Here is a 26,479-nt window from a genome sequence, read left to right as displayed (position 1 = left end):
CTGTCGCTTGTGACTTATCTTATGTTACGAATCTTCTGTGATTAATCTTTTGTGGCTAAATTTCAGCGACTAATCTGCTGAGGCCAGCCTCTTGTCATTAATCAAGTCGAAGTCGCATGGTAAGAAGCAAAGATGACGCTTAGGTGACAGAGATGAGACGAACAGGTGACACGTTCGCCGCCAGTGCATGGAGCCAGTGCAGTGAGCAAGAGCCCTGAGCGAGTGCGGTGAGCCAGAGCTCGGAGAAACCGCTCAGAGCAAGAGCACGCCGCAAGAGTGCGGCGCAGTGCATTGACAGATGGGAAGACTATTCGCCCTGGCGGATCATCTTAGCGACAAACATGCCGTCGCTATCAGCCTGATAGGGCAATACCGTCAGCATCTGTGTGGCCTCATTGGTGAAGGGATGGATCAGTGTCTGCAGGCTGAAGTCGGGTCGTTTGGCCAGGAAGGCCTCGACCACCTCTTGGTTTTCCACCGGGCTGATAGAGCAGGTGGCATAGACCAGGGTACCGCCGGGTCTTACCGCCTCACAGGCGCGGCTTAAAATATCCAGCTGCAGGCTCGCCTTATCTGTGATGGCACTGGCGTCATCCAGCCAGCGCATATCTGGGTTGCGTCGCCAGGTGCCGGTGCAGCTACAGGGGGCATCGACCAGCACGCCGTCGAAATGACCGGCGGCAACCGGCAGGGCATCTGACTGCCAGGGCTGGGTGCTGATCTGACTAAAACAGGCGCGCTTGGCACGCTTAGTGAGTTCTTCGAGCGGTTTACGGCGAATGTCAGAGGCGACCACGCTGCCGCTGGCCTTGCTATCTTGTTGCAACATCAGCGAGCGCAGCTGCAGACTCTTACCGCCGGCGCCGCTACACGCATCCCACCAAGATTCATCTGCCTTGGGCGCGCAGATGTTGCCTATCACCTGAGAGCCGAGATCCTGGATCTCCAGCTTACCCTCGCCATAGAGTGCCACGCCATTGAGGTTGATACTCTTATGACCAAGGTTGATGGCATCTTTGAAGTAGTCGCTGCCGCTCGCCACTATCTCTTGCTGTGCCAGCTTGCTCTTGGCCTTAGCCAGGGAGATCCCCTGCAGACGACCCCAGATAGGTGGGCGGCTGCTCAGGCTGCTTACTAAGCGCTCTTGCATCTCGAGGTCTTGATCGAAATGGGCCCAAAACCAGTCGGGCGCCAGTGCGGTCAAGGGGAAGACTTGAGCTGGGAAAGCGGCTTCTAGCATGGCCTGCTTGATCTTAAGATCGTCAGTGTCTGCATGAGCATTTATTGCTGACTCATCGAGTTCAGCAAACCCGCGCCAGGCAGAGACGATATCCTGCCAGGAATGAGCCTCCAGGGCGGCGGTCATGGCCAGCTGGGCAAACCACTGCTGGGTGATCGCCTGCTGGCTGTCGTCCTTTAACGGAATTAACTTGAGCCAGCCATGCCAGCGAAACAGGCCAAACAGGGTTTCACGGATCACCCGTCTGTCTTTGGAGCCATGTTTCTTATGGGCGCGAAAATAGTCGGCCAGAATGCGGTCCCCCGGCAGCTTACTCAGCAGGGTCTGGCAAAACAGCTGGTGAATGGTCAGGCTGTAACTCAGGGCGCGTTTCTCGGCGCCGCTCTGGGCGTTTAGCGCCTGATGAAGCTGCTCGCTGCCTATGCTGGCGACCGCCAGAGGAGCCTTGCTAGAGGTGGTTGCCGAAGTTGTGGAATCGCCCATGAGTGTACGCCTAAGCTGAGATCTGTTTCTGAGGGCGCAAGTGTACCAGATGTCGGCATATTTGCTACCGCCGGGGCACGCGAAACGACCCATGAAACCTTGATTCTAGTCGCCACTCTCGCCTCATTCACACCGGCAGGTTATACCAATCACAGTAAGTATGTGATCAGAAATAGCGCAGGAAAAACGCTTGAGAACAAAGCAGGATTTTTAGATAAGTAGCTACTCTACAATTAAAAATGCTAATACAGTTATCGAGCGTTTTAACAAGCTAGAATGATCAATTACTTATTACGATTGGTATTAAGTTCGCAAGATGTCGAAAATCTGCAATAGCGCGAATCAGATGCTGGGTATCCTGATGCTACTCGACTATCGGAGGAACCCAAATGAGTACAAATATCGATTACATGACGCTGGCGCCAGAGGCCCTCGGCATCTTATACAGCCAAGAAAACTATCTAAAGCAGGTGTTTAGTGACCATGAGAAGTTGGGGCTGGCGGAGCTTGAGCTGTTGAAACTGCATGTCTCTCAGGTGAATGGCTGCGCCTTTTGTATTGAGATGCATACCAAGGTCGCCTTGGAGCTGGGCGTGAGCCTGGACAAGATTGTCGGTCTCAGTGCCTGGCGTGGTCTACCCTATTACAGCGAGGCGGAGCGTGAGGCGCTCGCCTGGGCCGAGCAGCTGGCATTGCCGCACATTTCTATCGAGGCCCGTGAACAAGCGCGGCGCTATTTTGGCGACAAGCTGTTGGTCGATTTGACCTTAGGGAGCAACGCGATCAATAGTTGGAATCGTCTCTGTAAGGCGCTCAAGCCTAGCCTTATCTAGGCAGACAGGTTTGAGACGAGAATTTAAAGGGAGCAAATGTGACCAGCGACTTAGACTTTCACCTCTTCTGCCCTAAGGGCGCGCTGTCTGACTTAGTTCAGGGGATCTGGTCTGTCTCGCGCCCGGCAGAGGCCGACGAGTTGCATGCCTGGCTCCATAGCGATGCGGCCAGTGGCATGCTGATTAATCTTGGTGCGCCGCTGGGTTATGACGAGCAGGAGGTGCCCGCCGGAGTCTATCTTCTGCCCGTCAACAAGCAGACCACCAGGGTGACGCTGCCGCCCGGTGCCTTGGCCGTTGGCGTGCGTTTCCTGCCCGGCGCTGGGCGGGCCTGGATGATGGAGCGTTTCGCCTTCGAGCAGGGAAGGGAGACCATTACGCCGCTTACCTCACACGCAGAACTCATGGCCTTGGCGGCATCGCTGCGCGCATGTCGTGGCCATCGTCAGCGGTTAAGCCTGACCTATCGCTGGCTGCGAGCCAACCAGACGCTAAACCAGCCATTGCCACAAGTGATCAAAGAGGTGCTGCAGGCGCTAGACAGGCCCGATGCCGACATGACGGCCTTTGATAATGGAGTCATGAGTCAGCGGCAAGTAGAGAGGTATTTTCGCCGTTATCTCGAGATGACCCCCAAATATTATCAGCGGCTGATGCGGGCGAGGCAGACTCTGCAGGCCTTGAAAGTCTCTCCTCTGGCGCCCCTTGCCGATGTCGCCTTAGCGCTTGGCTTTGCGGATCAGGCCCATATGACCCGGGAGCTGAAACAGCTGATTAAGATCACCCCCAAGCGTTATCGCCAGTGTCTGACTCAAGATGCCGGCTAAGGGCAGATGCCTAATGCCTAATACCTAGTACCAAGTGCCCCAAGCCTTCGGCGATCTGAAGCTGTTCTACTAACCCCATCTTTCTCGATATTTAGAAAACCTCAGCATAGATAAGCCCTTGGCATTAGTGCAAAAGCAGCGCAAGTGATAAGCTTGTATTGCTTTTTTGCTAATAGAGCATGAGTCTGGAAATTATTTCTGGTATGGTGCGGCTGAAACGAGAGGAGATTATGGAAAAGTACGAACAACTACTGATTTCGCTGCGCCGCGTGATCCGCGCCATCGATATACATTCTCGGCAGCTCAACAAGCAATCAGGCCTCACCGGGCCGCAGCTTATGGTGATGCAGACCATTGCCGCCTACGACCGTCCGCTGGCCAAGGAGATCGCCCAGGAAGTGGCGCTCAGCCCTGCTACGGTCGCCACCATTATCGATCGCCTCGAGGCGCGAGATCTGGTGGTGAGAACCCGTAGCGTGTCAGACAAGCGCAAGTGGCACCTGTCTCTCAGCGAGGCGGGAATCGAGATCTTAAAGGCTGCGCCTAAGCCGCTGCAGGATCACTTTATCAAGCGTTATCAAAATCTTGAAGACTGGGAACAGAGCCAGTTGCTCTCGTCTGTCGAGCGTATCGCCTCCATGATGGATGCCCAGGAGCTGGATGCCGCCCCTGTACTCCTGGTGGGGCAGATCCAGGCGGAAGAGTAATTCGTGTTGGGCGCGCCGCTACAAGACTCAGCATTACCGGGATCAGGAATGTCAGATTCACCCTTGCCAGACTCTGAAACGTCAGCAGCGGCCGAGTTCAGGGTGGATAACTGCGCCTTGGTACTCGAAGGTGGTGGCCTGCGCGCCATCTATACCGCGGGCGTGCTCGATGCCTTCTTAAGGGCGGGGATCCATTTTCAGTATCTGGTGGGGGTATCCGCCGGCGCCATCTATCCTGCCTCCTATCTGTCGCGTCAGATGGGGCGTAACCTCACCATCCAACAGAATTTTCTTGCCGATAAGCGCTACATGGGGCTCAAGCACCTGCTGCGCACCGGCAACTATGTCAACACCGACTTTACCTACCGCCGCATGGCTCATGAGCTGGTGCCCTATGATTTCGACGCTTTTGCCAGCAGCGAGGCCGAGTTCAAGGTGGGCGCCTTTAACTGCCTGACCGGCGAGACCGACTTCTTCGGCATGGCAGACTTTGCCGATCACGATACCTTTCTCGAGGTGCTGATCGCTTCGAGCAGCCTGCCGTTTATCTCAAAACCTACCTTCATCGACGGCACGCCCTATCTCGATGGCGGCATAGGGGCGCCGATCCCCCTGGCACAGGCCCGTGAAGATGGCTTTAAGCGCCAGGTAGTGATTCTGACCCAGGAGCAGGACTATCGTAAATCGGCCTTCAAGGCCAAATGGTTGGCGAAACGTCTCTATCGCCGCTATCCCAAGGTGGCTAGCGCCTTGCTCGCCCGTCACCAAGTCTACAATCAGGCGCTCGATGACTTGGCCAAGGCCCAGGCCGATGGCAGTGCCCTGGTGCTGCAGCCCGCCACGCCGCTGGGGCTGTCGCGTCTGGAGCGGGACGTGAGTAAGGTCGAGGCCGTCTATCGCCGTGGCCTCAGCGAGGGTGAAGCCTTTATTCCAAGCCTGTTGGCCTTTATCGAAAACTGCTAACTCTTCGCTATCTGTTGCGATTCGTCTTCACTTAGGTAAACCCTAATCTGTCTTAACCTTGCAGTCTTAGCCTTGTTCCTATTGTTTGTTTAAGCCTCCGCCTTAACCCGCGCTGCTTTAGTCTCAAGACTCCTGTTTCAGGTTCATGGTTATGATTGATGGTTCATGCCTCTTAGCTCAGGCTCATTATTATGGTTGATGGCTGATGCTTCTTAGCTCTGGCTGATGACTCTTAGCTCTGGCTGATGGCTCAGGAATGGGGTTGACCTTTGGCGGTTTTACAAGCACTTTAAACGAGTGTTTATAATCATGACGTAGAAGGAGTCTCTATGGATAAGGCCAAGTATGATCAAGGGTTAGCCATCAGGCGCGAGGTGATGGGCGATAGTTTTGTCGACAGGGCGCTGTCGTCCGCCAGCGATTTTACCCAGCCCCTGCAGGAGCTGGTGACCCGTAACGCCTGGGGCGAGGTGTGGGCCAGAGAGGGACTCGACAGACGCACCCGCAGCCTGATCACCATAGCGACCCTGGCCGCACTCAAGGCCTCCACCGAACTCAAGGGCCATGTACGCGGCGCGCTGCGTAACGGCTGCACCGTCGAGGAGATCCAAGAGGTGCTGCTGCATTCTACCGTCTACTGCGGCATGCCAGCCGGGGTTGAGGCGTTTCGCGCGGCGAATGAGGTGATTAGCGAGTGGCAGCAAGGGGAGTCATAAGGGGACTCTCGCTCTTTTGTTTCTGTTGTTGTGATGACCGGGATTGTTGTTTGAAGGGGCGTTGAAGGTTGTACCTTCATGGATATTTATCGCCTGCCCGGCGGGGGCTGTGCAAGCACTCTTTTGGCACGCCGACTTTTTGTCAAAGAGAGTCATCCCTGGAGGCTTCACGGCGGCGTCCATGCCGCCGAGAGCCAAAAGTGTGCTTACACTCGGTATCTAACGCTTCTTCGATTTACCGTCACTGAGAATGGATAGATTCAATTTACTAATTTCTAGAGATAATTCTTTGATTAAATGTGAGCGGGCAGGTTGTGTAGTCCCGACGAGATAGATTAAAGTATCACCTATTAAGGACAGAGCTAGGCCAACTCGAATCAAACATCGACTACGCCATTCAGGGAATGAAAAAGCCAACCACATGCGTCAATCACCTCCTTTAGAAGATGACTCTGCCCCCACTTATTTACATGCTTGGTTTCCTACCTTACAAGGTAGCGTACCTTGCAAGGTCTCACTAATAAGTTGTTAGGTGCTAAGGAGCGTTTTTTAGACCTCCAGTTTTAATTTAATAATTGTTATAGGTATTTTAAATATGAAAAATGCAGAGTTGAGAGTTCTCATCGATAGTATCAAAATCGAAGTTGATGATGATGTCAAATCAGGAAATACAAGCAAGACAGAGTATAAATTACCAAAGGAAGCACAAACTGAAGAAGTTATAGACGCGCTGATTAATAATTTTGACCATTATAAGAGTGCGACTGTTAATGACGGAGTGTTAACCTTAGAACATCCAGACAAAGATTAGTGATAGTTAATGGATCAATACGCACCTCACAATCTGTTTAAGAGTGATTCGCAACGCGTGGCATTTTTGGTATGCGTTGCGTTTAGTGTTTAAGGTGGTATGCGGCGGCTTCGGTATTGCGTTGCTCACACCTTAACAGGGTGTTAAGCCTATATAAGCAGAATCAAGCTGGCTCGGAATAATAAGGATAAAAATGAAATTATCAGCATTACTAATCGAAAACTTCAAAGGTATCAAGTCTGAAGTTAAAGTACTAATAGATAATGTCGTTATCTTAATCGGTCCAAATAACTGCCGAAAATCAACAGTGTTAGATGCTTATGAAGCCTATTTCTCTGTAGGGACTGCACTTTCACTTGATTACTTCCACAATCAAAGCGATTCGTTGCCGATTTCTATCACAGGTGTATTTACAGATATATCTTCTGATGATCTGGATAGTATTGGTCAAGAATGGCTAATTATGGCTGATCCAGAATTTGGTGATTGTGCAAAGTTCAAATTTGTTTGGTCTAAAGCTGATGAAAAAGCGAAGAAGTTTAGCTTTAGTAATAAAACTAATGCGTTTAAACCTGGTGGCGGTGGTGGTTGGAATACAATCCTTAGTAGCCGTCTCCCAATGCCTATACGAATCAACCCTACTGATAATACCGAAGCTCTAGAGCAGGTGGTAAAAGAATTAATCTCAAAAAATGCAGCAGCTAAGATAAAGCAAGATAAATCTAAAGTAGCCAAGATCATGGCTGAAATTGATGCACTCGCCAAAGAAGTCGAAACAGAGCTGTCTAGTGAAATTTCGTCAATTAGCACTAGCATCCAAACTGAAGTTGATAAGATGTTTAAAGGCATGAATGTTACCTTTGAAGCGGGTGTTGGTAAATTCGACCCAGAAAAAGCAATCAAAGAGGGTAGCCGGTTCATCTTTGAAAATAATGGAAGCTCAGCGCCGCTTGCAAATCAAGGTTCAGGTGTCCAGCGTTCATTTCTGTGGGCTGCAATAAAAACACTCAGCTCTCAAGGACTATTGAAAAAAGGTCGTACAGCTATCGCTGCCGACAAACCCAAAGTGTTGTTGATTGATGAACCGGAAATCAACATGCATCCTGCGGTTATTCGATCGGCATGTGAGGCAATTTATGCGTTAGCAGAGTTAGATGGATGGCAGGTGATTTGCACAACGCACTCTCCAGTTTTTATTGATTTAACGAAAGATCATACGACTCTCATCAAGGTTTCAAACCTAGTTAATGATGTTTTGTACTACCAGACGGATAAATCAGCATTTTCACCAGATGAAAAAGACAACTTAAAGTTTTTGAATCGTTGTTGCCCAACAGTCAACGAGTTTTTCTTCTACGATATTGCTTTACTAGTGGAGGGAGACACAGAATATTTAGCGTATCAGGACCAGATAAAACGACATAATCTGGTTATGACACACTGTGTAATAAACTGTCGAGGTAAAGCAAACATCCCTACGTTTATCAAAATATTCGACCAATTTGGCGCAAAAGCAGTGGCTATACACGATTTGGATACCAAGCTTAACAGCAATGATAAGAAAAATGCTATGTGGACTATTAATGAAAAAATTAGACTTGCTGCTGACGCAACTCATGGCAGGGTTCAAACGCTAGTTCATGTACCAGACTTTGAGGGTGACTATTTAGATGAGTCACCACAAAAAGATAAACCATATAATCTGTTCAAGCACATTACAGCCTCAGATTTTGAAAGTAACCCAAGATATGACAGGCTGCGCTCTTCCTTAATGGATATCGAATCAGGTTGTCATACTGGTCTATATACTCAAGTTGCTGAACTAGATGCGAAAATATAGGCTTAAAAAACTGTTTAAGAGTGATTTGCAACGCGTGGCATTTTTACTATGCGTTTCGTTTAGTGTTTAAGGTGGTATGAGAAAGCGTCGATATTGCATTGCTTACACCTTAACAGGGCGCTAATAGGGGGCGAGCTTGGGCTCGCCTTGTTTGTTTTAGCCCTTTAGGACTGACGCAGTGTTAGCCGTTGATGGCGATGATGGTGGGGCGTTGCTCCATCTTGGCGAGCCAGGCGATGAGGTGGGGCTGGTCGTCGCTTGGGTTGATCTCCAGGTGTTTGATAAAGCTCATCATTACGTAGGCGGTGATGTCGGCGATGGAGAAATTCTGTCCGGCGATAAAGGGTTGCTGGCTAAGCTGCTTCTCTAGCGTCGGCAGAAACTCTATCACGCGCTGGCGGGACTCTTGGCCCCAGGCCTCGACGCAGCGCTCTCTGTCTTCATACACCTTGGTGATGTTTCTAAAGGCTTGGAAGGCGACGAACAGGCCTTGCAGTTCGCAGATCCGCTGCCACATCTCAACCTGGGCCTTCTCCAGCGGCGTATTGCCAAACAGCGAGTGTGCTGGCGCAGTGATTTCGTGGAAGTAGCGGCAGATGGCCACAGATTCACATAGGGTCTGACCGTCGTCGAGCTCGAGTACCGGGATGCGGCCGTTGACGCTGATGGCCTTAAACTCATCACTCAGATTGTCACCGGCGCGCAGGTTGAGGCTCTCACGCTCGAGGCCTATCTCTTGTTCGTTTAGACCAAGTTCCTTAAGGAAGATATTGACGCGTCTGGCGCTGGGGGTCATGGCTAATTCGTAGAGTTTCATCTATCCCTCTCTGACTCTTGTGGAAGTTGTTGCGGTGGCCTCAGCCGAAGGTTTTTTCTTTAACTGAACGATCGTTTAGAATAGAATCTAATTCATAACTGAACGTTCGGTCAAGAAACTTGTTGCGAACACATGTGACTACCTCAGAGCGAAATCATCTATGGCAAGAAGTTGTAATTTTGATAGGCAGGAGAAGCTGGTAGAGGCGATGGAGCTCTTCTGGCAGAAAGGCTATGCCGATACCTCGGTGGCGGATCTGGTAGACCATCTTAAGATTAACCGCTTTAGCCTGTATAACTGCTTCGGTGACAAGCTGAGCCTGTATCGTGAGGCGCTGGCCTACTACTTCGATAACCATGCCATGCCCAATCTCACCCCCCTGTTTGTCGAGACGGCTGGCCTAGATGAGTTGGTGACCTATCTGGAGGAGTTTATCGTCAGGCAGTCTAACCAGCCCTTCGGCTGTTTCTTGCAAAATGCCGTGCTGGAAAAATACCTAAGCGATGAGGTGGTGCAGGGGATCTGTACTCGCCTGTTTGACGAGCTGCATCAGACCTTCGAGCGGGTGCTGCAAGGGGCGCAGCAACGCGGTGAGTTGTTGGCAGGTGTCCAATGTACGCAGCTGGCAAGCTTTCTGGTGATGCAGATGCAGGGAATACGTGTGCTGGGCAAGGCGAGGCAGCAGGCGCGTATCGCCCAGGCCCGTGAGGTGCTTATGGGTTATCTTAAATCGCTAGCTGTGAGTGGTTAGCTAAAGTTGCTCGCTAACTAGTTTGTTTAAGGCAATCGAATCAAGGCCTTACTAATGCTTTATCTCTGACGCTTCTAGTGCCTGTCGCCTAAAGGACGACAGGCTTTTTGGGTTCCGTTATTGCTATTTGGCGCCCTTTATCAGAGGGATGCCGTTGGTGCCCACCGGAATATAGACGGTAGTGTGGTTGGGCGAGTCCGCCATCTTCAGCTGGGCGTTAATCGCCTCGTGCTGTAGATAGTTGGGGGTCAGGGTCTCGTTGATGATCTTCTGCGCCTGGGCGATACCCTTGGCCTCTTCGATACGGATCTCCGCATCCTTCTGGGCGATCTCCTTCTGGGTCTCTTTTTCCGACAACAGCTGCTGGGCGGCGAGCTTCTTCTCGACCGCGATGGCGACTATGTCGGGGTAGTTGATGTTACCCACGATCACATTGTTGAGCTGGAAAGGCGAAGTCTTAAGGTAGTCCTTGAGTTTGACCGACACCGCCTGGGCGATCTCCGAGCGGTTCTCCTTGAGCGCCACGCTGTCGTAGCGCTGCACCTCGTCGCGCACATAGGTGCGGAAGGTCTCGCGCACGAAACGCACATACCAGTTCTCGGCGCCATATTTTTCCACCACCTCTTTCACCGTGCCTGATTTGATGGCGATCACCGCATGAAAGTTGAAACTGATGTTGAGATCGTCCTTGGCGAGGATCTTAAAGTTTTCCGTGTAGGTGTTGGGACGCATGTCGATGTTGATCACCTCGTTGCGCCACAGGGAGACCCCATAGTTGCTGGGGCCTATGAGGGTGCCGCGATAGCCGCCGGCGCCGAAGATGCGCGGCTTCTCAAACACATAGCCCTCTTCCCCCGCCGGGGTGTTGGGGTTGGTGCAGCCCGTGAGGCCGCCGGCAAGGGGCAGTACCACCACAAGCGACGCAATAAATTTGAGGCGATTGAACATGTTCAGGCGCTGGCTCAGACGTGAGTTTAGCGGCTTGTTTTGTCTACGATTAAACATCAAAAATCCTTTTTAATAATCAAGATCCAGGGCGAAACAGAGGTAGCCCATGAGTTTGTTGACCTGGTTAAACTGTTCGGCGCACCAGGTGTCGAAATCCTTGGCAAACAGCTGCTGAGTGTCGAGCGGTTTGATGGCGATAAAGTCTTTACGCTTGAGCTCGTCTAACATGGGGTGATGCTTGTCATAGCCCTTGGGCGGACGCTGCAGGCTGTCGCCCTCCATGGCAAATCCGGCGGCGCTGAGCTGCTTGAGCGCCTGTTTGTAGGCGTTGGGGTTATCGTCTATGCAGCTGCGGATCTGGCTCAGCGCCTTGCTGTCTGGGTGCCAGATCCCGGCGCCGAGAAAGCAGCCGTCGTTGGCGATATGCAGGTAGAGCCCGGGAGCGTGCACATCTTTGCCCTGAAAATGGCGAAACTGAATGCCCACGTTGACCTTGTAGGGAGTCTTATCGCTGCTGAATCGGGCATCGCGCTGGGGGCGCATCAGGCTGCCGCCGACCTTCTTGGGCACGGCCGTGAGGCGCGGCGAGAGCTGCTGGATATGGGGCGCCATGGCGCCGATAAAGTTAAGCGCCGGGGTGCGAACCTTGGCCTCATACTCGGCCTGGTGGGCCTTGAACCAGTCACGCTCGTTGTTGCTGGCCAACTTGGCGAGAAACTCGAGACAGTCCGGGCTGAAAAGCGCTTCCTTGGTGGCAGATATGGTCATAATCTATCTACTTAAAATCTATCTATTTAAAATCAATGTATTGAATAAATTACCATAAGAGATCCCCTGAGTGTTAATGCCGCTTATACAGGGATAAGGTCACTCGTTATAAAGCGCGATAGCTATGCTATAGTGCTCGCAGCCATGATTGACTGTGATGACAGGAAGAAGAGATGAAGATTTGGGTCGATGCCGATGCCTGCCCAGGCGTGATTAAAGAGATACTGTTTCGCGCCGCCGATCGCGCCGAGATTGCCGTGACCTTAGTGGCCAACCACGCCATGCGGATCCCGCCATCGCGTTTTATTCAGCTGGTGACTGTCTCCTCCGGGTTTGACGTGGCCGACAATGAGATAGTGCGGCGCGCGGTGCCTGGCGATCTGGTGATCACCGCCGATATTCCACTGGCCTCCGAGGTTATCGACAAGGGCGCCCTGGCGCTGAACCCTAGGGGCGAGCTGTATACCGAGCATAACATCAAGTCTATTCTCAACATGCGCGACTTTATGGACACCATGCGTGCCAGCGGCGTGCAGACCGGCGGCCCGGCGGCCATAGGTCAGAGCGAGAAACAGGCCTTCGGCAATCAGCTGGATCGCCTGATCACTAAGTATCACAAGCGTTAAGCGGCTTAAGCTATTTAGCCTTAGTTTCAGCTGCCGCCCGTCAATTAATGAGCGCCTATTCGGCGCTTTTTTTATGCTCGAAAGTTAGTGCTTGCTGACGCCAAAGTACCTGTCTGAGTGGGGTAGGCGTTGTCGACCTGTGTGGCACACCTCACATAACCACTTGATTCCGATTTTGTTTACCTTGCGCTCGCTGGTGAGATCGATTAATGTAAAACAAAAGTTTGGGATGCAAACATTTGTTTGTTTATTGGTTGATGTTTGCTGATTAATGTTTGTTTGCCGCTTGCTAATTGTTTGCATAACCAGACAGTACCCATATAGACATTACCTATTGCTTAGTGAGATCGCCTAAATGACGGAACGTGAATTAGAAATCTTAGCACTACTCAAGCAAGACCCTTTGATCCCCCAGCAGGAGCTGGCCGACCGTATAGGGATCAGTCGCTCCGCCGTGGCGGGGCATATCATGAATCTCACCAACAAGGGGGTGATTCGTGGCAAGGGCTATATCCTGGCCGAGGCCAAGTATGCCATGGTGATCGGCGGCGCCAACATGGATATTCTCGGTCGTCCGGCGTCTAGCCTGCGGGTAGGGGATTCCAACCCGGGGAGCGTCAGCTGCAGCCCTGGTGGGGTGGGGCGTAACATCGCCGAGAACCTGGCCCGTTTGGGCTCGGATACCCGCCTGATGACCGCCGTGGGCAAAGATGCCTACGGTCAGCAGATCGTCGAGCACTGTCAGCGCGCCGGCATCGACATGAAGCCCAGTTTGCAGCTGAGCGATGGCGTGACCTCCACCTATCTCTCTGTGCTCGACGGCGACAGTGACATGCATGTGGCGATCAACGACATGGCGATTCTGGAGCGTCTCGGGGTCGAGCAGCTCAAGAGTCAGCAGGAGATGCTCAAGCGCGCCAGCCTGGCGATTATCGATGCCAACCTGTCCGAGGCCGCCTTGGCCTATCTGCTAAGCAACTTCGCCGACATCCCACTGTTTGTCGATACCGTCTCCTGTGCCAAGGCAGAGAAGATCAAGCCCTATCTCGGCGCCGTCCACACCCTCAAACCGAACCTCAAAGAGGCCGAACAGCTCTCTGGGATCTCTATCGCCAACTATGGTGAGCTGCCAGTGCTGGCGAACTGGTTCCACGAGCAGGGGGTTAAGCGCGTCTTCCTGAGCCTGGGCATCGACGGTGTCTTCTACAGCGACGGTGAGGAGCAGGCCCATATTCCGGCCATTCCGGTGGAGATGGTCAACGCCAACGGCGCCGGTGATGCCTTCCTGGCGGGCCTGGCCCACGGATTTATTCAAGGCTGGTCGACCCGTCAGTCGACCGAGTTTGCCATGGCGGCGGCGGTAGTCGCTCTGTCGGATCTGGCAACGATTAACCCAAACATGTCTGAAATATCAGTTAACCGAGTTATCAAGGAGTCTCTATGTTAGCGCAGTACCTAGATATCAACCCAGAAGTGAAAGCGGCATTGGAAGCCGGTCGTCCCGTGGTGGCACTGGAGTCGACCATCATCTCTCACGGTATGCCTTACCCGCAAAACGTCGAGACCGCCCTCAAGGTGGAGCAGATCATTCGTGATAACGGCGCGGTTCCTGCGACCATCGCCATCCTCAAGGGACGCCTCAAGGTGGGCATGACTCACGATGAGATCGAGTATCTGGGTAAGGCGGGTCAGGCGGTGATCAAGACCAGCCGTCGCGACATTCCCTTCATCGTGGCTAAGCAGGCCGATGGTGCGACCACGGTTGCGTCGACCATGATTTTGGCGGCGATGGCAGGCATCAAGGTGTTTGCGACCGGCGGTATCGGCGGCGTGCATCGCGGTGCCCAGCAGACTTTCGATATCTCTGCCGACCTGCAGGAGCTGGCTAATACCGATGTGGCCGTGGTCTGCGCTGGTGCCAAGTCGATTCTGGATATCGGCCTGACGCTGGAGTACTTAGAGACCCAAGGCGTGCCGGTCGTCGGTTATGAAACCGAGACGCTACCTGCCTTCTACACCCGTGAGAGCGACTTCGGCGTCGACTACCGTCTGGACACCCCTAAGCAGGTGGCCGATGCCATGACGGCCAAGTGGCAGATGGGTCTCAAGGGCGGCGTGGTTGTGGCTAATCCTATCCCGGCCGAATATGCCCTTGATAAGGCGATGATCGATCAGGTGATTAAAGATGCCGTGGCCGAGATGGATACCAAGGGGATCTCCGGCAAGGCCTCGACGCCTTTCCTGCTGGCCAAGGTTGCCGAGAAGACAGAGGGCAGCAGCCTGGCGGCCAACATCCAGCTAGTGTTTAACAACGCCAAGCTGGCGGCGCAGATCGCCTGTGAATACAGCCGTTAATACCTATTGCTAGGAATTAAAAAGAGCGCTGCGGCGCTCTTTTTTTGTGGGTTTATGGGCGGTTTATCTTGAGATGACTCTAATTCGTGAGCCGTTCAGCTCGTGAGCAGCTCATCGCGGATCAGCCTTAGCAGATAGGTCTCGCGCTCGATAGATAATCCCTTCTTGTCGCTATGAGCCATGGTGTGCTCATTGTGGGCAATAGCCTCATGAATCTCTATCCAGACCGGGTGCATGCCGTTTTGTAGCTCATGGTGCTCAAACCTGGTGTCGCCCAGCTCCTCACCAATTGTGCAGACGAAGCAGTAAGACTCCATCTGCACAAAATCGAATCCGGGTTTATACCAGGGGCGAAACTCCTGGTAGCGGCCGAACTCGCTCAAGATCTCTATGGTGTGGGCGCCGGTTTCCTCTTCCAACTCCCTAAGCAGCGCCTGGCGAATATTTTCGCCCTCATCCACACCGCCACCGGGAATACTGTAGTCGTGATAGCGCGCCGTGTAGAGCATCAATATTTGGCTACCCCTGAGGACTATGGCCCGCGCCGCACGGCGGATGAAGCCCTGTCCGGTTACTTCCTCTGGCGTGGCGGCATTAAGGTCGGGATGGATAGTGGATTTCAGCAGGCGCATAAGTTGACTCACTCGAAGATGAAAAAGGAATGCCAAAGATAACAGGCTAGGCGCTAAGCAAGTCCAGCTGCGCCTGATAGTCTGAGATGGCGCGCTCGAGCAGCGGTTTCTGCTCTTGCTTACTGCCTCTGACCACCTGATGATAGTGTTTCAAAAGGCGCCTTAGGTAGGCCTGCTGCAACTCAAACGGCGCCTGTGACCAGAGGTTGTCGCCAATCGCCGTGATGGGACGCTCGCCGCGGCGCGCCACATGCAAAAGCTCGTAGCAGCGCTTGTTCTCGCTGATGAGTTTCTCATCGACCAGATTGAGCGCCATGGCACTTAGCCTGTCTCTGAGCTGATAGGTGTGATGCACGGGGCAGAGGAGAAACTCTATGTTTTGCCCCAAGGCGTCGGCGCTGGCTTGAATCGCGCTGACCAGCTCGCCGGTCAGCTCGCCGCCAACCCCAGCGATGATCACCAGCTGAGGCGTGTTGCTCGGATAGTCAGCCAGCGGTAGCTTGGCCACATCCATGCAGTGCACCCGCCATTGAGGGCTGGTGACATCTTGATTTAGTGGGAAGAAGCGCTCGAGTTTGCCCTGCAGGGTCTGCATGATGCCAGGCACTATGTCGACAAAATGCAGGGTACCGGCCACCTGCTTCTTTAGCAGGGCGGCGCCGAGCAGGCCGTGATCGCAGCAGCAGTCCCAGATATGGGCGTAGTGGCCATCGACCATGTCCTGCAGGTGAGAGAGGCGTTGACTGAGTTTCAAAGGGGAGACTCGTCACCGGGAATGGCGGTTGTATCGACATTGCCGGTGTTTAATGGGTTGCTTGATCTAGGTCGTTAAAAGTTAAAGCAGATCGATTTCCAGTTCGATATCTGTACAACCCTTCTTACAAAACACGCCGTAATGGCCTGTTTGCGCCTTCTCGGTGGGCACGATCAGCTGCAGTGGTTGTTTACATTTTTGGCAATCGACTCTGTTGCCCTTAAATAGCCGCTTGATCAGATTCTTCTGCTCGTTAAAGGAGGCGGCCGTGCTCTTGTTGATGGCCGAGAAGTCTACTGCTTGGGTTGCTGGCGTGGCGTTGTCTGTCATCGTCAATGTCGTCAATAGTGGCAAATGAGGCCCTAGTATACCAGCCTTGGCGCGTTGCAACAGCGCTTTTACCAGCCGACAAGCCGGGATCTGTATTGCAAAGCCTCATGTTTGATGAGCGCAAAGCGTCTTGTCTGATGATTGCAAAGCTTCTTGTCTGGCAGAGCGATAATCCTGCCAGCGAATTCCACTCCGAATAAAATGTACGCCCGTGCAACATATGTTTATTTTTTGTTAACACCTTGTTGCTGTCAAGTTGGTGTGATAGCTTGTGCCTTGTTGTGTGGTAGTAAATGCCAAATCAGGTCGCAATTGAAGAGAGATATACCGCGGCATTTGCTATTCAGGGAAGTTCTAATAAAAAGACTCTTAACAAAATAAATATAATGGAGAGACCTCTATGAAGTTAACTAAGTTGGCAAGTGCGGTAATGGCATTAAGTGTTGGCCTATCAACTCAGGCATTTGCCGATGATGATCGTTACATCATCCAGGTAGACAATGGCAGTAAGGGTGTCGTTAAGGCACTGGCTAAGCAGTTAGGCGCACAGATCCATGTAGATGGTGAAGGCTTTATCGCTGCAACCTTTGCGGGCAAAGATTTGGCCCAGGTCAAGGGACTGTTAAACAACCCACACGTTAAATTGGTCGAGGCGGACCAGCGTCGTCATCTGATGAGCTTTAGCGATGATGCGGGCAACCCAATGACGCAGCAGGTAACACCTTACGCTGTGTATCAATCACAGGCTGATCAGCTGACTTTCAACGCCGCAGCCGGCATGAAGGTGTGTATCATCGACTCGGGTCTTGACGCGTCTAACCCAGATTTCGAATGGAACAAGATCACTGGTGACAACGATTCCGGTACAGGTAGCTGGAACGTCAACGGCGGTCCACACGGTACTCACGTTGCCGGTACTATCGGGGCAGCCGACAACAACGTCGGTGTGATCGGTATGGCGCCTGGCGTCGACATGCACATCATCAAGGTATTCAACGCTGAAGGATGGGGTTACTCATCTGATCTGGCCCACGCCACTAACCTGTGTAGCGCGGCCGGTGCCAACATCATCAGCATGAGCTTAGGTGGCGGCGGAGCTAACTCTACCGAATCTAACGCTTTCCAAGCCTTCGTCGATGCAGGCGGTCTGGTGGTTGCCGCTGCGGGTAACGATGGTAACAACGTACGTTCATACCCAGCGGGTTACCCATCGGTCATGATGGTGGGCGCGAACGATGCAAACAACAACATCGCCGATTTCTCTCAGTTCCCATCTTGTACTTCGGGTCGTGGTCCTAAGGCGACTTCAGACGAGACTATCTGTGTGGAAGTGACTGCCGGTGGTGTGGACACACTATCAACTTACCCAGCAGGCATGGCGACTGCGTCTAACCTGAGTGCAGACGGCGCTTCATTTGCCAGCAGCGCGATGGAAAACTCAGGCACAGTTTCAGGCAACACCTATTACATGGGTACTGCCGAAGCGACAGATGCTGGCGCTAACGGTAACATCTGTGTGATCGACCGCGGCGTGATCTCTTTCCACGATAAGGTCGCTAACTGTGAAAACTCGGGTGGTGTCGGTGCGATCATCATCAACAACGAGCCTGGCATGCTGTACGGCACTCTAGGTGACACCAACACTACCTCTATCCCTGCAGTCGGTACTGCACAGGAAGATCGTGCGGCGCTGCTAGCGGCGAGCACTGCTACTGTAGATATCGGCACTGCCGACTACGGCTTCATGAGCGGTACTTCTATGGCGACTCCTGCGGTATCTGGTATTGCGGCGCTGGTTTGGTCTAATCACAACCAGTGTACAGGTAGCGAGATCCGTGCTGCGCTGAAAGCGACTGCCATGGACAGCGGTGCACCGGGTAAAGATGAGTACTTCGGTTACGGTATCGTTCAGGCTGCGGCTGCCGATGCTTACCTGACCGCTAACGGCTGTGCCGGTGGCGACAATGGTGGTGGAGACAATGGTGGCGGAAACACTGGTGGTGATTTCACTCTGTCGGCCAACGGCTACAAGAACAAGGGCGTTAAGACAGTGGATCTGACCTTCTCTGGTGCCGCTGGTGCAAACGTAGATGTTTACCGTGATGGCAGCAAGCTTGCGACCACTTCGGCGAGCAGCACCTACACTGACACCATCAACACTAAGGGTGGCGGAACTTACGTTTATAAGGCTTGTGACGAAGGTACTTCTACCTGTACTGCCGAGCAGACAGTGATCTTCTAAACAACTCCCTGAGTAACACTAAAAACGCAGCCTAGGCTGCGTTTTTTTTATGGTTAATTCATTAGCAATAGATGGGCGTAATGAAAAGGAGCAATAAATAGTCCGTAAATGACTTCGTGATGCCCTGAGTGTAAGTGCCTAACTGTTAGCCTTGTTCAAATTCCTTTGCTCAGTTTTCTCTGTAGGTCCTGCTTTACTATCTCTAAAGCCGCCAGTGCCACATCTGGCTCAATCTCATGACTCTCCAGCAGATAAATAAGGTCTACGGCGAGTTTGATTTCGTCACTCGCGTCATCAAGAGCCGTCTTAGTTGTAGATGAGTCACCTGGTGCTTGCGTCATATTCTTTCCTCAAATGCCTGCTGTCGATTCTCACACAGCGTGGCGATGGGAACAAGTTGCCTAAGCTATCTCCTTGATGGCTGGTCGAGATAAAAAAACAGGCCATAAATGGCCTGTTTTAGTGTAATGAACCTACGGGGGTTAGTAGGTGTATTTGGCTTCTAAGAAGACGTAACCACCATTAAAGCCAAATGGCGTATTGGTTAATGGATAGACGAAGATGCCATTGAAGTTATTACTGTCCGGACGCTTCTCCGGGTAAACATCAAACAGGTTTTGCGCTCCGGCGGTGAAGCTTAGCGCCTCAGTTGCCGCATATTGCACCGACAAATCCATTACCCATTGGTCGCTGTAAGTGACATCGCCAGAGGAGTAACCCACTGTGTAATCGCCGAAGTAACTGAGACGAATGTTGGTCTTGAAGTCGCCTAGCCTATGGGTGAGTCCCAGGTTGCCAGTGTTGTTTGGCGTGGCCGCAGTCATACGGGTTTGTTCGATGCGATCGAAGAGTTCTTTACCTACGCCGTCTAACACCTGCGGGAAATGAATGTCTTGAATTTCCGTTTTGTTATAGGCATAGGCCAGGTTGGCTTGCAGATCGCCCCAAGCGCCGATATCGAAATCCTGGCTTATTACCAGATCGACGCCTCGGGTACGGGTATCGACGGCGTTGATGAAGAAGCGTGCCGATTCGGCGTTGGTGCCGGCCAGGGCCTCTGCGACCGCAGGTGAATCATCCGGCGTGACTGAGCTCGACAAGATGATTCGGTCATCGATAGAGATCTGATAGGCGTCCAAGGTCAGTGCCAGGCCCGCATCATTGCGATAGACCAGACCGAGACTGAAAGACTGTGATAACTCTGGCTCGAGCTCATTGATCCCTAAGCCTTTTGTCACCGGTGACAGGGTGTTGAAGGTGCCCGATTCTGTCGGTACCAACTGACCCGTGACAGGATCGGGGTTAAACAGGGTAGAGATGTTGCTGAAATACAGCTGCTGCACGCTAGGTGCTCTAAAGCCTGTGTTGATGGTTCCGCGCAGTGCCAGGTTGTCGGTAAAGTCATAGCGGCCCGCTAGCTTCCAGCTGGTGTTGTCGCCGAAGTCGGAATAGTTTTCGTAACGCAGCGCCGCCGCCCAGTAAAAGTCATCGGTTAACTGGTTTTCTAGCTCGACATAAACGCCTGTGTTATCTCGGGTCTCGTCGACTTCAGATTCTGGGGTAAAGCCCGAGAAGCCCTGGCTGCCGGCGGCGCGATTATCGAAACCGCCATTGATGTAGGAAGCACTCTCGCCGGCTTCAATTTGGTAGCCATTCTTGCGCCATGACACACCCGCGGCAAAGAGGATCTCTGAGTCGTTTGCAAAGTTGAAATAGCGCGACGCATCGATATTCAAGTTGGTTTCACGGGTCGACAAGGTGCCTGCATCAAACTCGGTCGGGCTGTCGGGGCCTAAAGATGCGTTTAATGAGTTAACAATGTTGTAGTTAAATGAGTTTTCACCATGGCCTGCGGAGGTATCGATATTCCATTCACCCAGGGTGAACTCATAACCAAGTACCAACGAGGTGTCGATAATTTCAGGGTTGATCTGGGGTAAGAAACCGTCGGGATATACTTCGGTTAAGTTACGTTTATCCAGGGCTCTGCGGTAGAAGGCGCCTGATTTAGTTTCGCGTTTGCTTACGCCACCGAAGGCGTATAGCTCGCCCTTGTCTGAAATGGCCTTGGCTGCGTTGATGAACAGGCCTAGGTTGTCGTACTCGGCGTCACCAACCTGATGGCTCTTGCGATTAAAGGTGGCTTCGCGAGGATCCGCTGAGCCATCGGCTAACTGCGGATACTGCTGGCGAGGATCTAGCCCTGCGCGGTTAGTGCTGTCTTTATGGTGTGCCTCTAGTGAGACATTGACGAAGCCATCGTTACCCAGGGCTATGCCATGGTTGGCACCCAGTCGCCACTGTTCGCCGTCACCCGCGTAGGTCTGGCCAGCTTGTGCGGATACGCTACCACCTTGTTCACTGTCTTTTAGCACCACGTTGATGACGCCGGCAATCGCATCGGAGCCATATTGCGCCGACGCGCCGTCACGCAGGATCTCGATACGCTTGATTGCGGTCATCGGAATGGCGTTCAGGTCGACGTTAGATGAGCCTTTACCTACTGTGCCACTCAGATGGACCAGTGCCGAGCCGTGACGACGCTTGCCGTTGACCAAGACTAAGGTGTGATCCGGCGATAGGCCGCGCAGGCTCGCCGGGCGCACCGCATCCGAGCCATCGGTTACCGATGAGAATGGAAAGCTGTAGCTGGGTGCGGCAAATTGCAGTGCCTTAGCCGTTTCTGTCATTCCCGTCGATTCGAGCTGCTCGGCGGTAATAATGTCCACCGGTGCCACACTATCTGTGGCGGTACGTAGTGCGATACGTGAACCTATGATCTCGATTTTTTCGAAGCTGGCTTGTTGATCTAAGGTCGCTTGTTGATCTTCAGCGTGGACGCCAGGAAGGATGAGTGCAGATGACACTGCTAATGCGGAAACAGCTAAGCGCATAAGGCCTCTTAATAATTGGTATGTAAAACAATAATGAGAAGCGCGGGATAATATCACTGTAACAATTGTTACATTTAGAAGGATATGTACTAACTCAGTGCAGACGGTTCTATTGAGCACTCGCGATAGCGTATCGAAGTAGCATTTTATCTCGCCTAACACGCCCAGTGAGCTGGATGACGTATGCAGAATGGGTCTTTGTCGTTGGGAAGGGGGAGAGCGCCCTTATCCAGGCCTGATGATTAACGTCGCGGCCAGAAGATAAGGTTAGCTATGAGTGCACTAATAATAAAAAACGACGGCTGCTTTGGGTAAGCAGCCGTCGTGGGGAAGACTCATCTTGATGGCCAGATAGCCAGGCTGATTAGTCTATTCAGGAGAGCAGCGAGTCACTGTCAGCGGCGCACTGCGATGCTCCTCGGTATCTGCAATAAAACACTCATCACCGCTTATCCAAAGCTGGACGATTTGCGGTAGCTCAAAGTTACGGCCCATCAACAGCTGACCGTTAGGATCCTTATGGGGATTGCGCTCAAGCGCCAATCGACTGTTTCGGGTGAACGCATCGGCGGCTAGGGTCACCTTCTGCATCTGTAACAGCTTGGCGATGGCGTTTTCCAGCTCAGCCAGACTCTCTGCACTGGGCTCGCTGACTATTGCAGGCACTGGGGCTGGCACAGGATCCGGCAAAGCAGTGTCTTGTGCCTGTAATGAGCAGCCAAGAAGCGTTAACGGCATGACGCCGAGTATGATACGAACTATGCGTTTTATCATAAATCCTACTTAGGCTGAGTCAGAATCCGGTTATTAAACAGCAGGTTTTGATTGCGGGTATCTTGCAGCACATAACCCGCATCGACAAACTGAGGTTTCGCCTGAGTACGTGATGCCTTTGCCACCTGAGCCGGGCAGCTGTTGTTGTTACGGTAGTAGAGGGCCGCAGCCAGCTGGCTCTCCTCCTGGTCTCCCAAGGCATGATTGAAGTCATCTGCTACGTCACAGCCTGGCACTTCGCTTTGTAGCGTCGGGTTGCTGCTGGGGACGAAACCGTCTGAGTAGTCGCCGAAGCCCTTGTCGTTTTCCCCCTTGAACTGAATGGTGAAGTAGGTGGTGGCGCAATTTGGCGTTGGGTAGAAGCCATAGGGCTTACCACAGGTGGTGCCGCCAATCTGGATCACCTCGACATCGACGCCGCGCAGGCTGTTGATCAGCGCCTCACTGGCCGAACAGGTGTCGTCTGTGGTGAGCACGAATACCCGTGACAGGTTAAGGCTTGGCAGGCTCTGTCCACCACCCAACAGGCTTGGATTAAAGCCAATGGTTTCATCGATGAAAGGCATAGGCGTTAATGTCTGGCCGGTGACAGGATCTTTGGTGGGGTACTTGTCGTTAAAGGTGCTGCGCTCGAAGATACGATTTTGCGTTGCCTGCTGGCCGGCAATCATGTAGCCCAGCTGGCTCGCCATGGCCAGTAAGCCGCCGCCGTTGTAGCGCAGATCCAGTACCAGATCGTCCACCTTGGCATTGGCCAGCGTGGCGATGGCATCATAGAGGCCGCGCTCTGCCGTGGCGATGTGGGAGTTAAATTGGAAGTAACCCACGTTACCCGATGGGCTGGCAAGTACCTTAGTGTTCTGCACTGGGGTCGAGACCACGGTTTGCGCGGTGAGCACTACGTCACGGGGCTGGCTGGCGCCAAGATCTAGAATAGTGAAGCGTGTCTGCTGGCCGTCGTCACTGGGGAAGAGGCCGTTATTCAGGGTATTGATCGAGGCCGTGTCGTTGGCATCTTTCACGCTCACGCCATCTATGCTGACGATGACGGCGCCGCGGGCGATATTGGCGCTGGTGGCCGGTGAGCTAGGCTCTGTGTAGGTCACGGTAACCTTTCTGTCTGCGGTGCTGCTGGCCTGTTGGAGATGGAAGCTCATGCCATAGCCGACCGAGGCGCCCGATTGATTGAGCTGTTCCCATTCGCTGGTGGGCATAGAGAAGTGGAACTGATCTTTGGGGTTGCCCGTGGCCGACAGGTTTTCGGTTTTCAGTAGGCTGAAATATTCTAAGACCTGGTAAGGCGCCGGATCCCTATCTATGATCTCGCTGTACCAGAGGTAGGTGTCGTTACTCCAAGAACGTAACCACAGTTTTTCCTTGAGACCCGCATCGCATTGGTTGGCCAATTGTGCATAGGGAGTAAATTCTCCCTCGACCCATTTCACCGTGCTGCCCGTGCCTATGGAGCCGCCGCTGCCAGAGGTATCGCTACCACTGCCACCGCCGCTACAGCCAGTGAGCAAGAGGCCTGATGCGATCAGGCTTGTAAACAGAGCATTTGAGATTGACTTCATAAATAATCCTTTATTATTAAACTCTTGTGTTTGGTGATGTTGCAATTGTTAACGGGTCTCATGCCGGAAAACATGGGTGTAACAATTTCTTGACCATCTTAGCTAAGAATTGCATACAGGTATAGCCTAAGTCGCGGACGGTCTTGTGTTTTCCTGCTCGTTTTCCATCTCTTTGTAGTCGATTGCATCGAGAAGGCGACCTTAATGGGGCGAGCATCCAGATAAACCGCAGGTAGGCTAGCAGAAATGGTCGAATATGCAGGCATAGGCATCGGTTTTAATTTGCCTGCGCTTTTCTCGCTTGCCCCCATTTAACTGCACTTTGTAGCCAGCAGCCAGCAGCCACTTGTCATGCTTTTGCTGGCGATGAGCGCCTGAGGGAGCGATTACGCACAACCACACCAATTAGACATTAAGGTGTGAGGAAATTGAGTTGCAATATCAATGGGCTATGATTAAATGAGCCTTGGCAGTCATTGACCACTTTGCCCCTAGTTAACAAGTTGAATCCATGATGAATAATTACCTGCTCGACCTTATCGCCGTGACCTGCTTCTTTAGCTGCTGGATAGGTTACGCCCGCTTCGCCCGCAAGAAGGCCAAGAACACTAACTGTATCGCCCGTTGCCTGCATCAGCATCGTATTCATTGGATGTATCAACTGCTAGGCCGCGAGGTGAGGGTGGCGGAGGCGGCGCTGCTGGCTAACCTTGAGCGAAACATCACCTTCTTTGCCAGCACCACTATGCTGGTGCTGGCGGGGGTATTGACCCTGTTTGCTCAGGTCGAGCGGTTGGAGGCGGTGATCGCCTCTATCCCCATGACGGCGCCGCCGGTTCACATGCTGATCCAGTTCAAACTTGGCATATTGACGCTGATCTTCGTGATGGCTTTCTTTCAGTTTACCTGGTCGATGCGCCAGTATGGTTTTCTCAACGTCATGGTGGGGGCGACCCCGGTCGATAAGAGTGGTCAAGATGAGCAGCTAAAGGCCTATGCGCTGCAGATGGCGATAGTGCAGGACAGGGCGGCCCATGCCTATAACTATGGCCTGCGCTCCTACTATTTTTCGATGGCTGTGCTGGGTTGGTTCTTCCATCCGTTGCTGTTTATCGTCTCTAGCCTGGTGGTGGTCTACACCTTGTATCGCCGCGAGTTTAAGTCCAGGGCGGTGCAGGCGATCACTCAGGGAATGTTGATCCTCGATGAGCGTGAGCAGGCGAAAGGCGCCGAGCACTAACGACCGCTAGAGTAGGGAGAGCATAAGAAACAAGGCTCGACGGGTCATGACGACGAGCTATAACTCTCTGGCTTTACGTGATAGTTGCTAAAACTCGGTGGAGTCGAAGGTGGCTTGAATCCTGAGCACCTCGGGGAGAGCCTCATGGAGGGCGGCGACACAGTCGGCGTCCAGCTTACTGCCCGCCAGACGTGCAAGCTCGGCAAAGGCATCGCTAATGGTCCAGGCGGCTTTGTAGGGGCGCTCACTGGTGAGGGCATCGAACACGTCTGCAACCGCCACGATTCTTGCCTCGATCGGCACAGCTTCGCCAATCAGTCCCGCTGGGTAGCCGGAGCCATCCATCGCCTCATGATGACAGAGTACGATATTGCGCAGCATCTTGGTGTGGTCCAGGTTACTCAGGCGATAGTTACACAAGAGTTTGTCGATAAGATCCCGGCCCGACTCACAGTGTTTCTGCATCTCGGTGCGCTCATCTGGGGTAAGCGGGCCACGCTTAAACAAGATCTCGTCGGGTACTGTGATCTTGCCAATGTCGTGCAGAGGCGCAAACATGAAGATATGTTCGATGAAGTGATCATTTAAGCCTCTCTCATCCGCCACTCGCTGGGCGATCAGCCGTGAATAATGGGCCATGCGGCTCAGGTGTCCTGCGGTTTCCGGGTCACGAAAATGGGTGACATCTATGGCGGTCTTCATGGTCGAGGCCAGGGTGATCACCTCGCTCAACTCGTTGATCACCATCAGCGCCAGCAGATTGCCGATAAGATCCAGATGCTCCACGCAGCGCTTGTCGAACACCTGCTCATCGTCGCCGTTAAAGAAGATAAAGCCCAGCAGGGTATTGCCTGAAAGCAGGGGCAGGGTATAGCTGCTGCGATAGCCCGCCTCATAGATCTTGATGGCGTGCTCGTGTCGGCTGTCTCTATAGATGCTAAGATCCTGCACTATCCTGGCCTCTCTGGAGCGGGCAACCTCTTGCAGCGAGTGGCACTGGCTGAGATTGGCCTGATAGTGGTTGAGGGGGGAGGGTTTGCCGCTATAGATAAAGGTGCGCACTATGTCGCTGTCCTGGTCGAACAGGGCGACGGCGATACGGGTGATCTGCGGCAGCTTAGCTTGGGTGGTGGCGTGAAGGTGTGACAGCTTGCTCATGATAGAGGGGTGCTGATTAAGGTCCGTCGAGGTGTAGTACATGTGCCGCTCCCTTGGCCTGTCGCCTGCTTGCGCGCAAATCGCTACCCATCATTATAGTCAACACATCGGCAGAGATAGCATTATACCTATGGCTTAGGGGCAAAAGGCGTAAAACCATGACCTTAATCAAGAAATCTGAGTAAACGGTTTTTGC

General features: G+C 52.8%; 25 protein-coding genes. 13 read left to right on the top strand and 12 right to left on the bottom strand.

Features of this window, described 5'->3' with window-relative positions; genetic code table 11:
• Positions 1-307 precede the first annotated feature (307 nt).
• Positions 308-1,723, bottom strand: coding sequence for an RsmB/NOP family class I SAM-dependent RNA methyltransferase (locus K0J45_RS14050; RefSeq protein WP_220043014.1), 1,416 nt, complete (start codon positions 1,721-1,723; stop codon positions 308-310).
• Between the two features lie 389 nt (positions 1,724-2,112).
• Between K0J45_RS14050 and K0J45_RS14045 the strand changes: the two genes are divergently transcribed.
• The 7 genes from K0J45_RS14045 to K0J45_RS14010 all read left to right on the top strand — a co-directional run bounded on the left by K0J45_RS14045 (position 2,113) and on the right by K0J45_RS14010 (position 8,420).
• Positions 2,113-2,556 carry a carboxymuconolactone decarboxylase family protein gene (locus K0J45_RS14045; protein WP_220043013.1) on the top strand — a complete coding sequence of 148 codons (444 nt, stop codon included), beginning with the start codon at positions 2,113-2,115 and terminating at the stop codon, positions 2,554-2,556.
• 38 nt (positions 2,557-2,594) lie between these two features.
• A complete protein-coding gene (locus K0J45_RS14040) occupies positions 2,595-3,383 on the top strand; it encodes an AraC family transcriptional regulator (protein WP_220043012.1) in 789 nt (262 codons plus the stop codon).
• A gap of 230 nt (positions 3,384-3,613) precedes the next feature.
• Positions 3,614-4,090, top strand: coding sequence for a MarR family winged helix-turn-helix transcriptional regulator (locus K0J45_RS14035; RefSeq protein WP_011866533.1), 477 nt, complete (start codon positions 3,614-3,616; stop codon positions 4,088-4,090).
• Between the two features lie 102 nt (positions 4,091-4,192).
• Positions 4,193-5,053, top strand: coding sequence for a patatin-like phospholipase family protein (locus tag K0J45_RS14030; protein WP_220045319.1), 861 nt, complete (start codon positions 4,193-4,195; stop codon positions 5,051-5,053).
• Between the two features lie 329 nt (positions 5,054-5,382).
• On the top strand, positions 5,383-5,769 hold the full coding sequence (gene pcaC / locus K0J45_RS14025) for a 4-carboxymuconolactone decarboxylase (RefSeq protein ID WP_220043011.1): 387 nt from the start codon (positions 5,383-5,385) through the stop codon (positions 5,767-5,769).
• 595 nt (positions 5,770-6,364) lie between these two features.
• A complete protein-coding gene (locus K0J45_RS14020; RefSeq protein ID WP_220043010.1) occupies positions 6,365-6,580 on the top strand; it encodes a hypothetical protein in 216 nt (71 codons plus the stop codon).
• Between the two features lie 193 nt (positions 6,581-6,773).
• On the top strand, positions 6,774-8,420 hold the full coding sequence (locus K0J45_RS14010; protein WP_220043009.1) for an ATP-dependent nuclease: 1,647 nt from the start codon (positions 6,774-6,776) through the stop codon (positions 8,418-8,420).
• A gap of 181 nt (positions 8,421-8,601) precedes the next feature.
• On the opposite strand, the gene K0J45_RS14005 is transcribed toward K0J45_RS14010, so the two are convergent.
• Positions 8,602-9,237 carry a glutathione S-transferase gene (locus K0J45_RS14005; RefSeq protein ID WP_220043008.1) on the bottom strand — a complete coding sequence of 212 codons (636 nt, stop codon included), beginning with the start codon at positions 9,235-9,237 and terminating at the stop codon, positions 8,602-8,604.
• 160 nt (positions 9,238-9,397) lie between these two features.
• On the opposite strand from K0J45_RS14005, the gene K0J45_RS14000 reads away from it, so the two are divergent.
• Positions 9,398-9,988, top strand: a complete 591-nt coding sequence (locus K0J45_RS14000; RefSeq protein WP_220043007.1) for a TetR/AcrR family transcriptional regulator — start codon at positions 9,398-9,400, stop codon at positions 9,986-9,988.
• A gap of 123 nt (positions 9,989-10,111) precedes the next feature.
• On the opposite strand, the gene K0J45_RS13995 is transcribed toward K0J45_RS14000, so the two are convergent.
• Positions 10,112-10,936 (bottom strand): SPFH domain-containing protein, encoded by an 825-nt coding sequence (locus tag K0J45_RS13995; RefSeq protein WP_220045318.1) that lies wholly within the window; start codon positions 10,934-10,936, stop codon positions 10,112-10,114.
• 69 nt (positions 10,937-11,005) lie between these two features.
• Positions 11,006-11,704, bottom strand: coding sequence for a DUF2461 domain-containing protein (locus K0J45_RS13990; protein ID WP_220043006.1), 699 nt, complete (start codon positions 11,702-11,704; stop codon positions 11,006-11,008).
• Positions 11,705-11,877: 173 nt separating this feature from the next.
• Between K0J45_RS13990 and K0J45_RS13985 the strand changes: the two genes are divergently transcribed.
• The 3 genes from K0J45_RS13985 (at position 11,878) to K0J45_RS13975 (ending at position 14,685) form a co-directional block, all read left to right on the top strand.
• The gene (locus K0J45_RS13985) at positions 11,878-12,330 is read left to right on the top strand and encodes a YaiI/YqxD family protein (protein ID WP_220043005.1); all 453 of its coding nucleotides are present in this window, start codon (positions 11,878-11,880) and stop codon (positions 12,328-12,330) included.
• Between the two features lie 355 nt (positions 12,331-12,685).
• Positions 12,686-13,777: a PfkB family carbohydrate kinase gene (locus K0J45_RS13980; RefSeq protein ID WP_220043004.1), complete on the top strand. Its 1,092-nt coding sequence runs from the start codon at positions 12,686-12,688 to the stop codon at positions 13,775-13,777.
• Positions 13,771-14,685 (top strand): pseudouridine-5'-phosphate glycosidase, encoded by a 915-nt coding sequence (locus tag K0J45_RS13975; RefSeq protein ID WP_220043003.1) that lies wholly within the window; start codon positions 13,771-13,773, stop codon positions 14,683-14,685. The genes K0J45_RS13980 and K0J45_RS13975 overlap by 7 nt, the downstream gene beginning before the upstream one ends.
• 95 nt (positions 14,686-14,780) lie before the next feature.
• Here the strand turns inward: K0J45_RS13975 and K0J45_RS13970 are convergent, their stop codons facing one another.
• The 3 genes from K0J45_RS13970 to K0J45_RS13960 form a co-directional block, all read right to left on the bottom strand.
• A complete protein-coding gene (locus K0J45_RS13970; protein WP_220043002.1) occupies positions 14,781-15,317 on the bottom strand; it encodes an NUDIX domain-containing protein in 537 nt (178 codons plus the stop codon).
• A 46-nt stretch (positions 15,318-15,363) separates the two neighbouring features.
• A complete protein-coding gene (locus tag K0J45_RS13965; protein ID WP_258406695.1) occupies positions 15,364-16,071 on the bottom strand; it encodes a tRNA (adenine(22)-N(1))-methyltransferase in 708 nt (235 codons plus the stop codon).
• Between the two features lie 81 nt (positions 16,072-16,152).
• Positions 16,153-16,401 carry a hypothetical protein gene (locus tag K0J45_RS13960; protein ID WP_220043001.1) on the bottom strand — a complete coding sequence of 83 codons (249 nt, stop codon included), beginning with the start codon at positions 16,399-16,401 and terminating at the stop codon, positions 16,153-16,155.
• 400 nt (positions 16,402-16,801) lie between these two features.
• On the opposite strand from K0J45_RS13960, the gene K0J45_RS13955 reads away from it, so the two are divergent.
• A complete protein-coding gene (locus tag K0J45_RS13955) occupies positions 16,802-18,643 on the top strand; it encodes a S8 family serine peptidase (protein ID WP_220043000.1) in 1,842 nt (613 codons plus the stop codon).
• A 155-nt stretch (positions 18,644-18,798) separates the two neighbouring features.
• On the opposite strand, the gene rsmS is transcribed toward K0J45_RS13955, so the two are convergent.
• The 4 genes from rsmS to K0J45_RS13935 all read right to left on the bottom strand — a co-directional run bounded on the left by rsmS (position 18,799) and on the right by K0J45_RS13935 (position 23,885).
• Positions 18,799-18,984, bottom strand: a complete 186-nt coding sequence (gene rsmS / locus K0J45_RS13950; protein ID WP_220042999.1) for a pleiotropic regulatory protein RsmS — start codon at positions 18,982-18,984, stop codon at positions 18,799-18,801.
• 141 nt (positions 18,985-19,125) lie between these two features.
• Positions 19,126-21,537 (bottom strand): TonB-dependent receptor plug domain-containing protein, encoded by a 2,412-nt coding sequence (locus K0J45_RS13945; protein ID WP_220042998.1) that lies wholly within the window; start codon positions 21,535-21,537, stop codon positions 19,126-19,128.
• Between the two features lie 369 nt (positions 21,538-21,906).
• Positions 21,907-22,311, bottom strand: coding sequence for a hypothetical protein (locus K0J45_RS13940; protein WP_258406694.1), 405 nt, complete (start codon positions 22,309-22,311; stop codon positions 21,907-21,909).
• 5 nt (positions 22,312-22,316) lie between these two features.
• Complete coding sequence (locus K0J45_RS13935) at positions 22,317-23,885, bottom strand: S41 family peptidase (protein WP_220042997.1); 1,569 nt, start codon at positions 23,883-23,885, stop codon at positions 22,317-22,319.
• 514 nt (positions 23,886-24,399) lie between these two features.
• On the opposite strand from K0J45_RS13935, the gene K0J45_RS13930 reads away from it, so the two are divergent.
• Positions 24,400-25,125, top strand: a complete 726-nt coding sequence (locus K0J45_RS13930) for a DUF599 domain-containing protein (protein WP_220045315.1) — start codon at positions 24,400-24,402, stop codon at positions 25,123-25,125.
• Positions 25,126-25,212: 87 nt separating this feature from the next.
• Here K0J45_RS13930 and K0J45_RS13925 read toward each other — a convergent pair whose 3' ends face one another.
• Entirely contained in the window at positions 25,213-26,325 is a 1,113-nt protein-coding gene (locus tag K0J45_RS13925; RefSeq protein ID WP_220042996.1) for an HD domain-containing phosphohydrolase, read from the bottom strand.
• Positions 26,326-26,479: the final 154 nt, after the last annotated feature.

This window comes from Shewanella alkalitolerans, assembly GCF_019457575.1.
Lineage (GTDB): Bacteria > Pseudomonadota > Gammaproteobacteria > Enterobacterales > Shewanellaceae > Shewanella > Shewanella loihica.
This window is presented reverse-complemented; position numbering and strand designations above follow the sequence as displayed.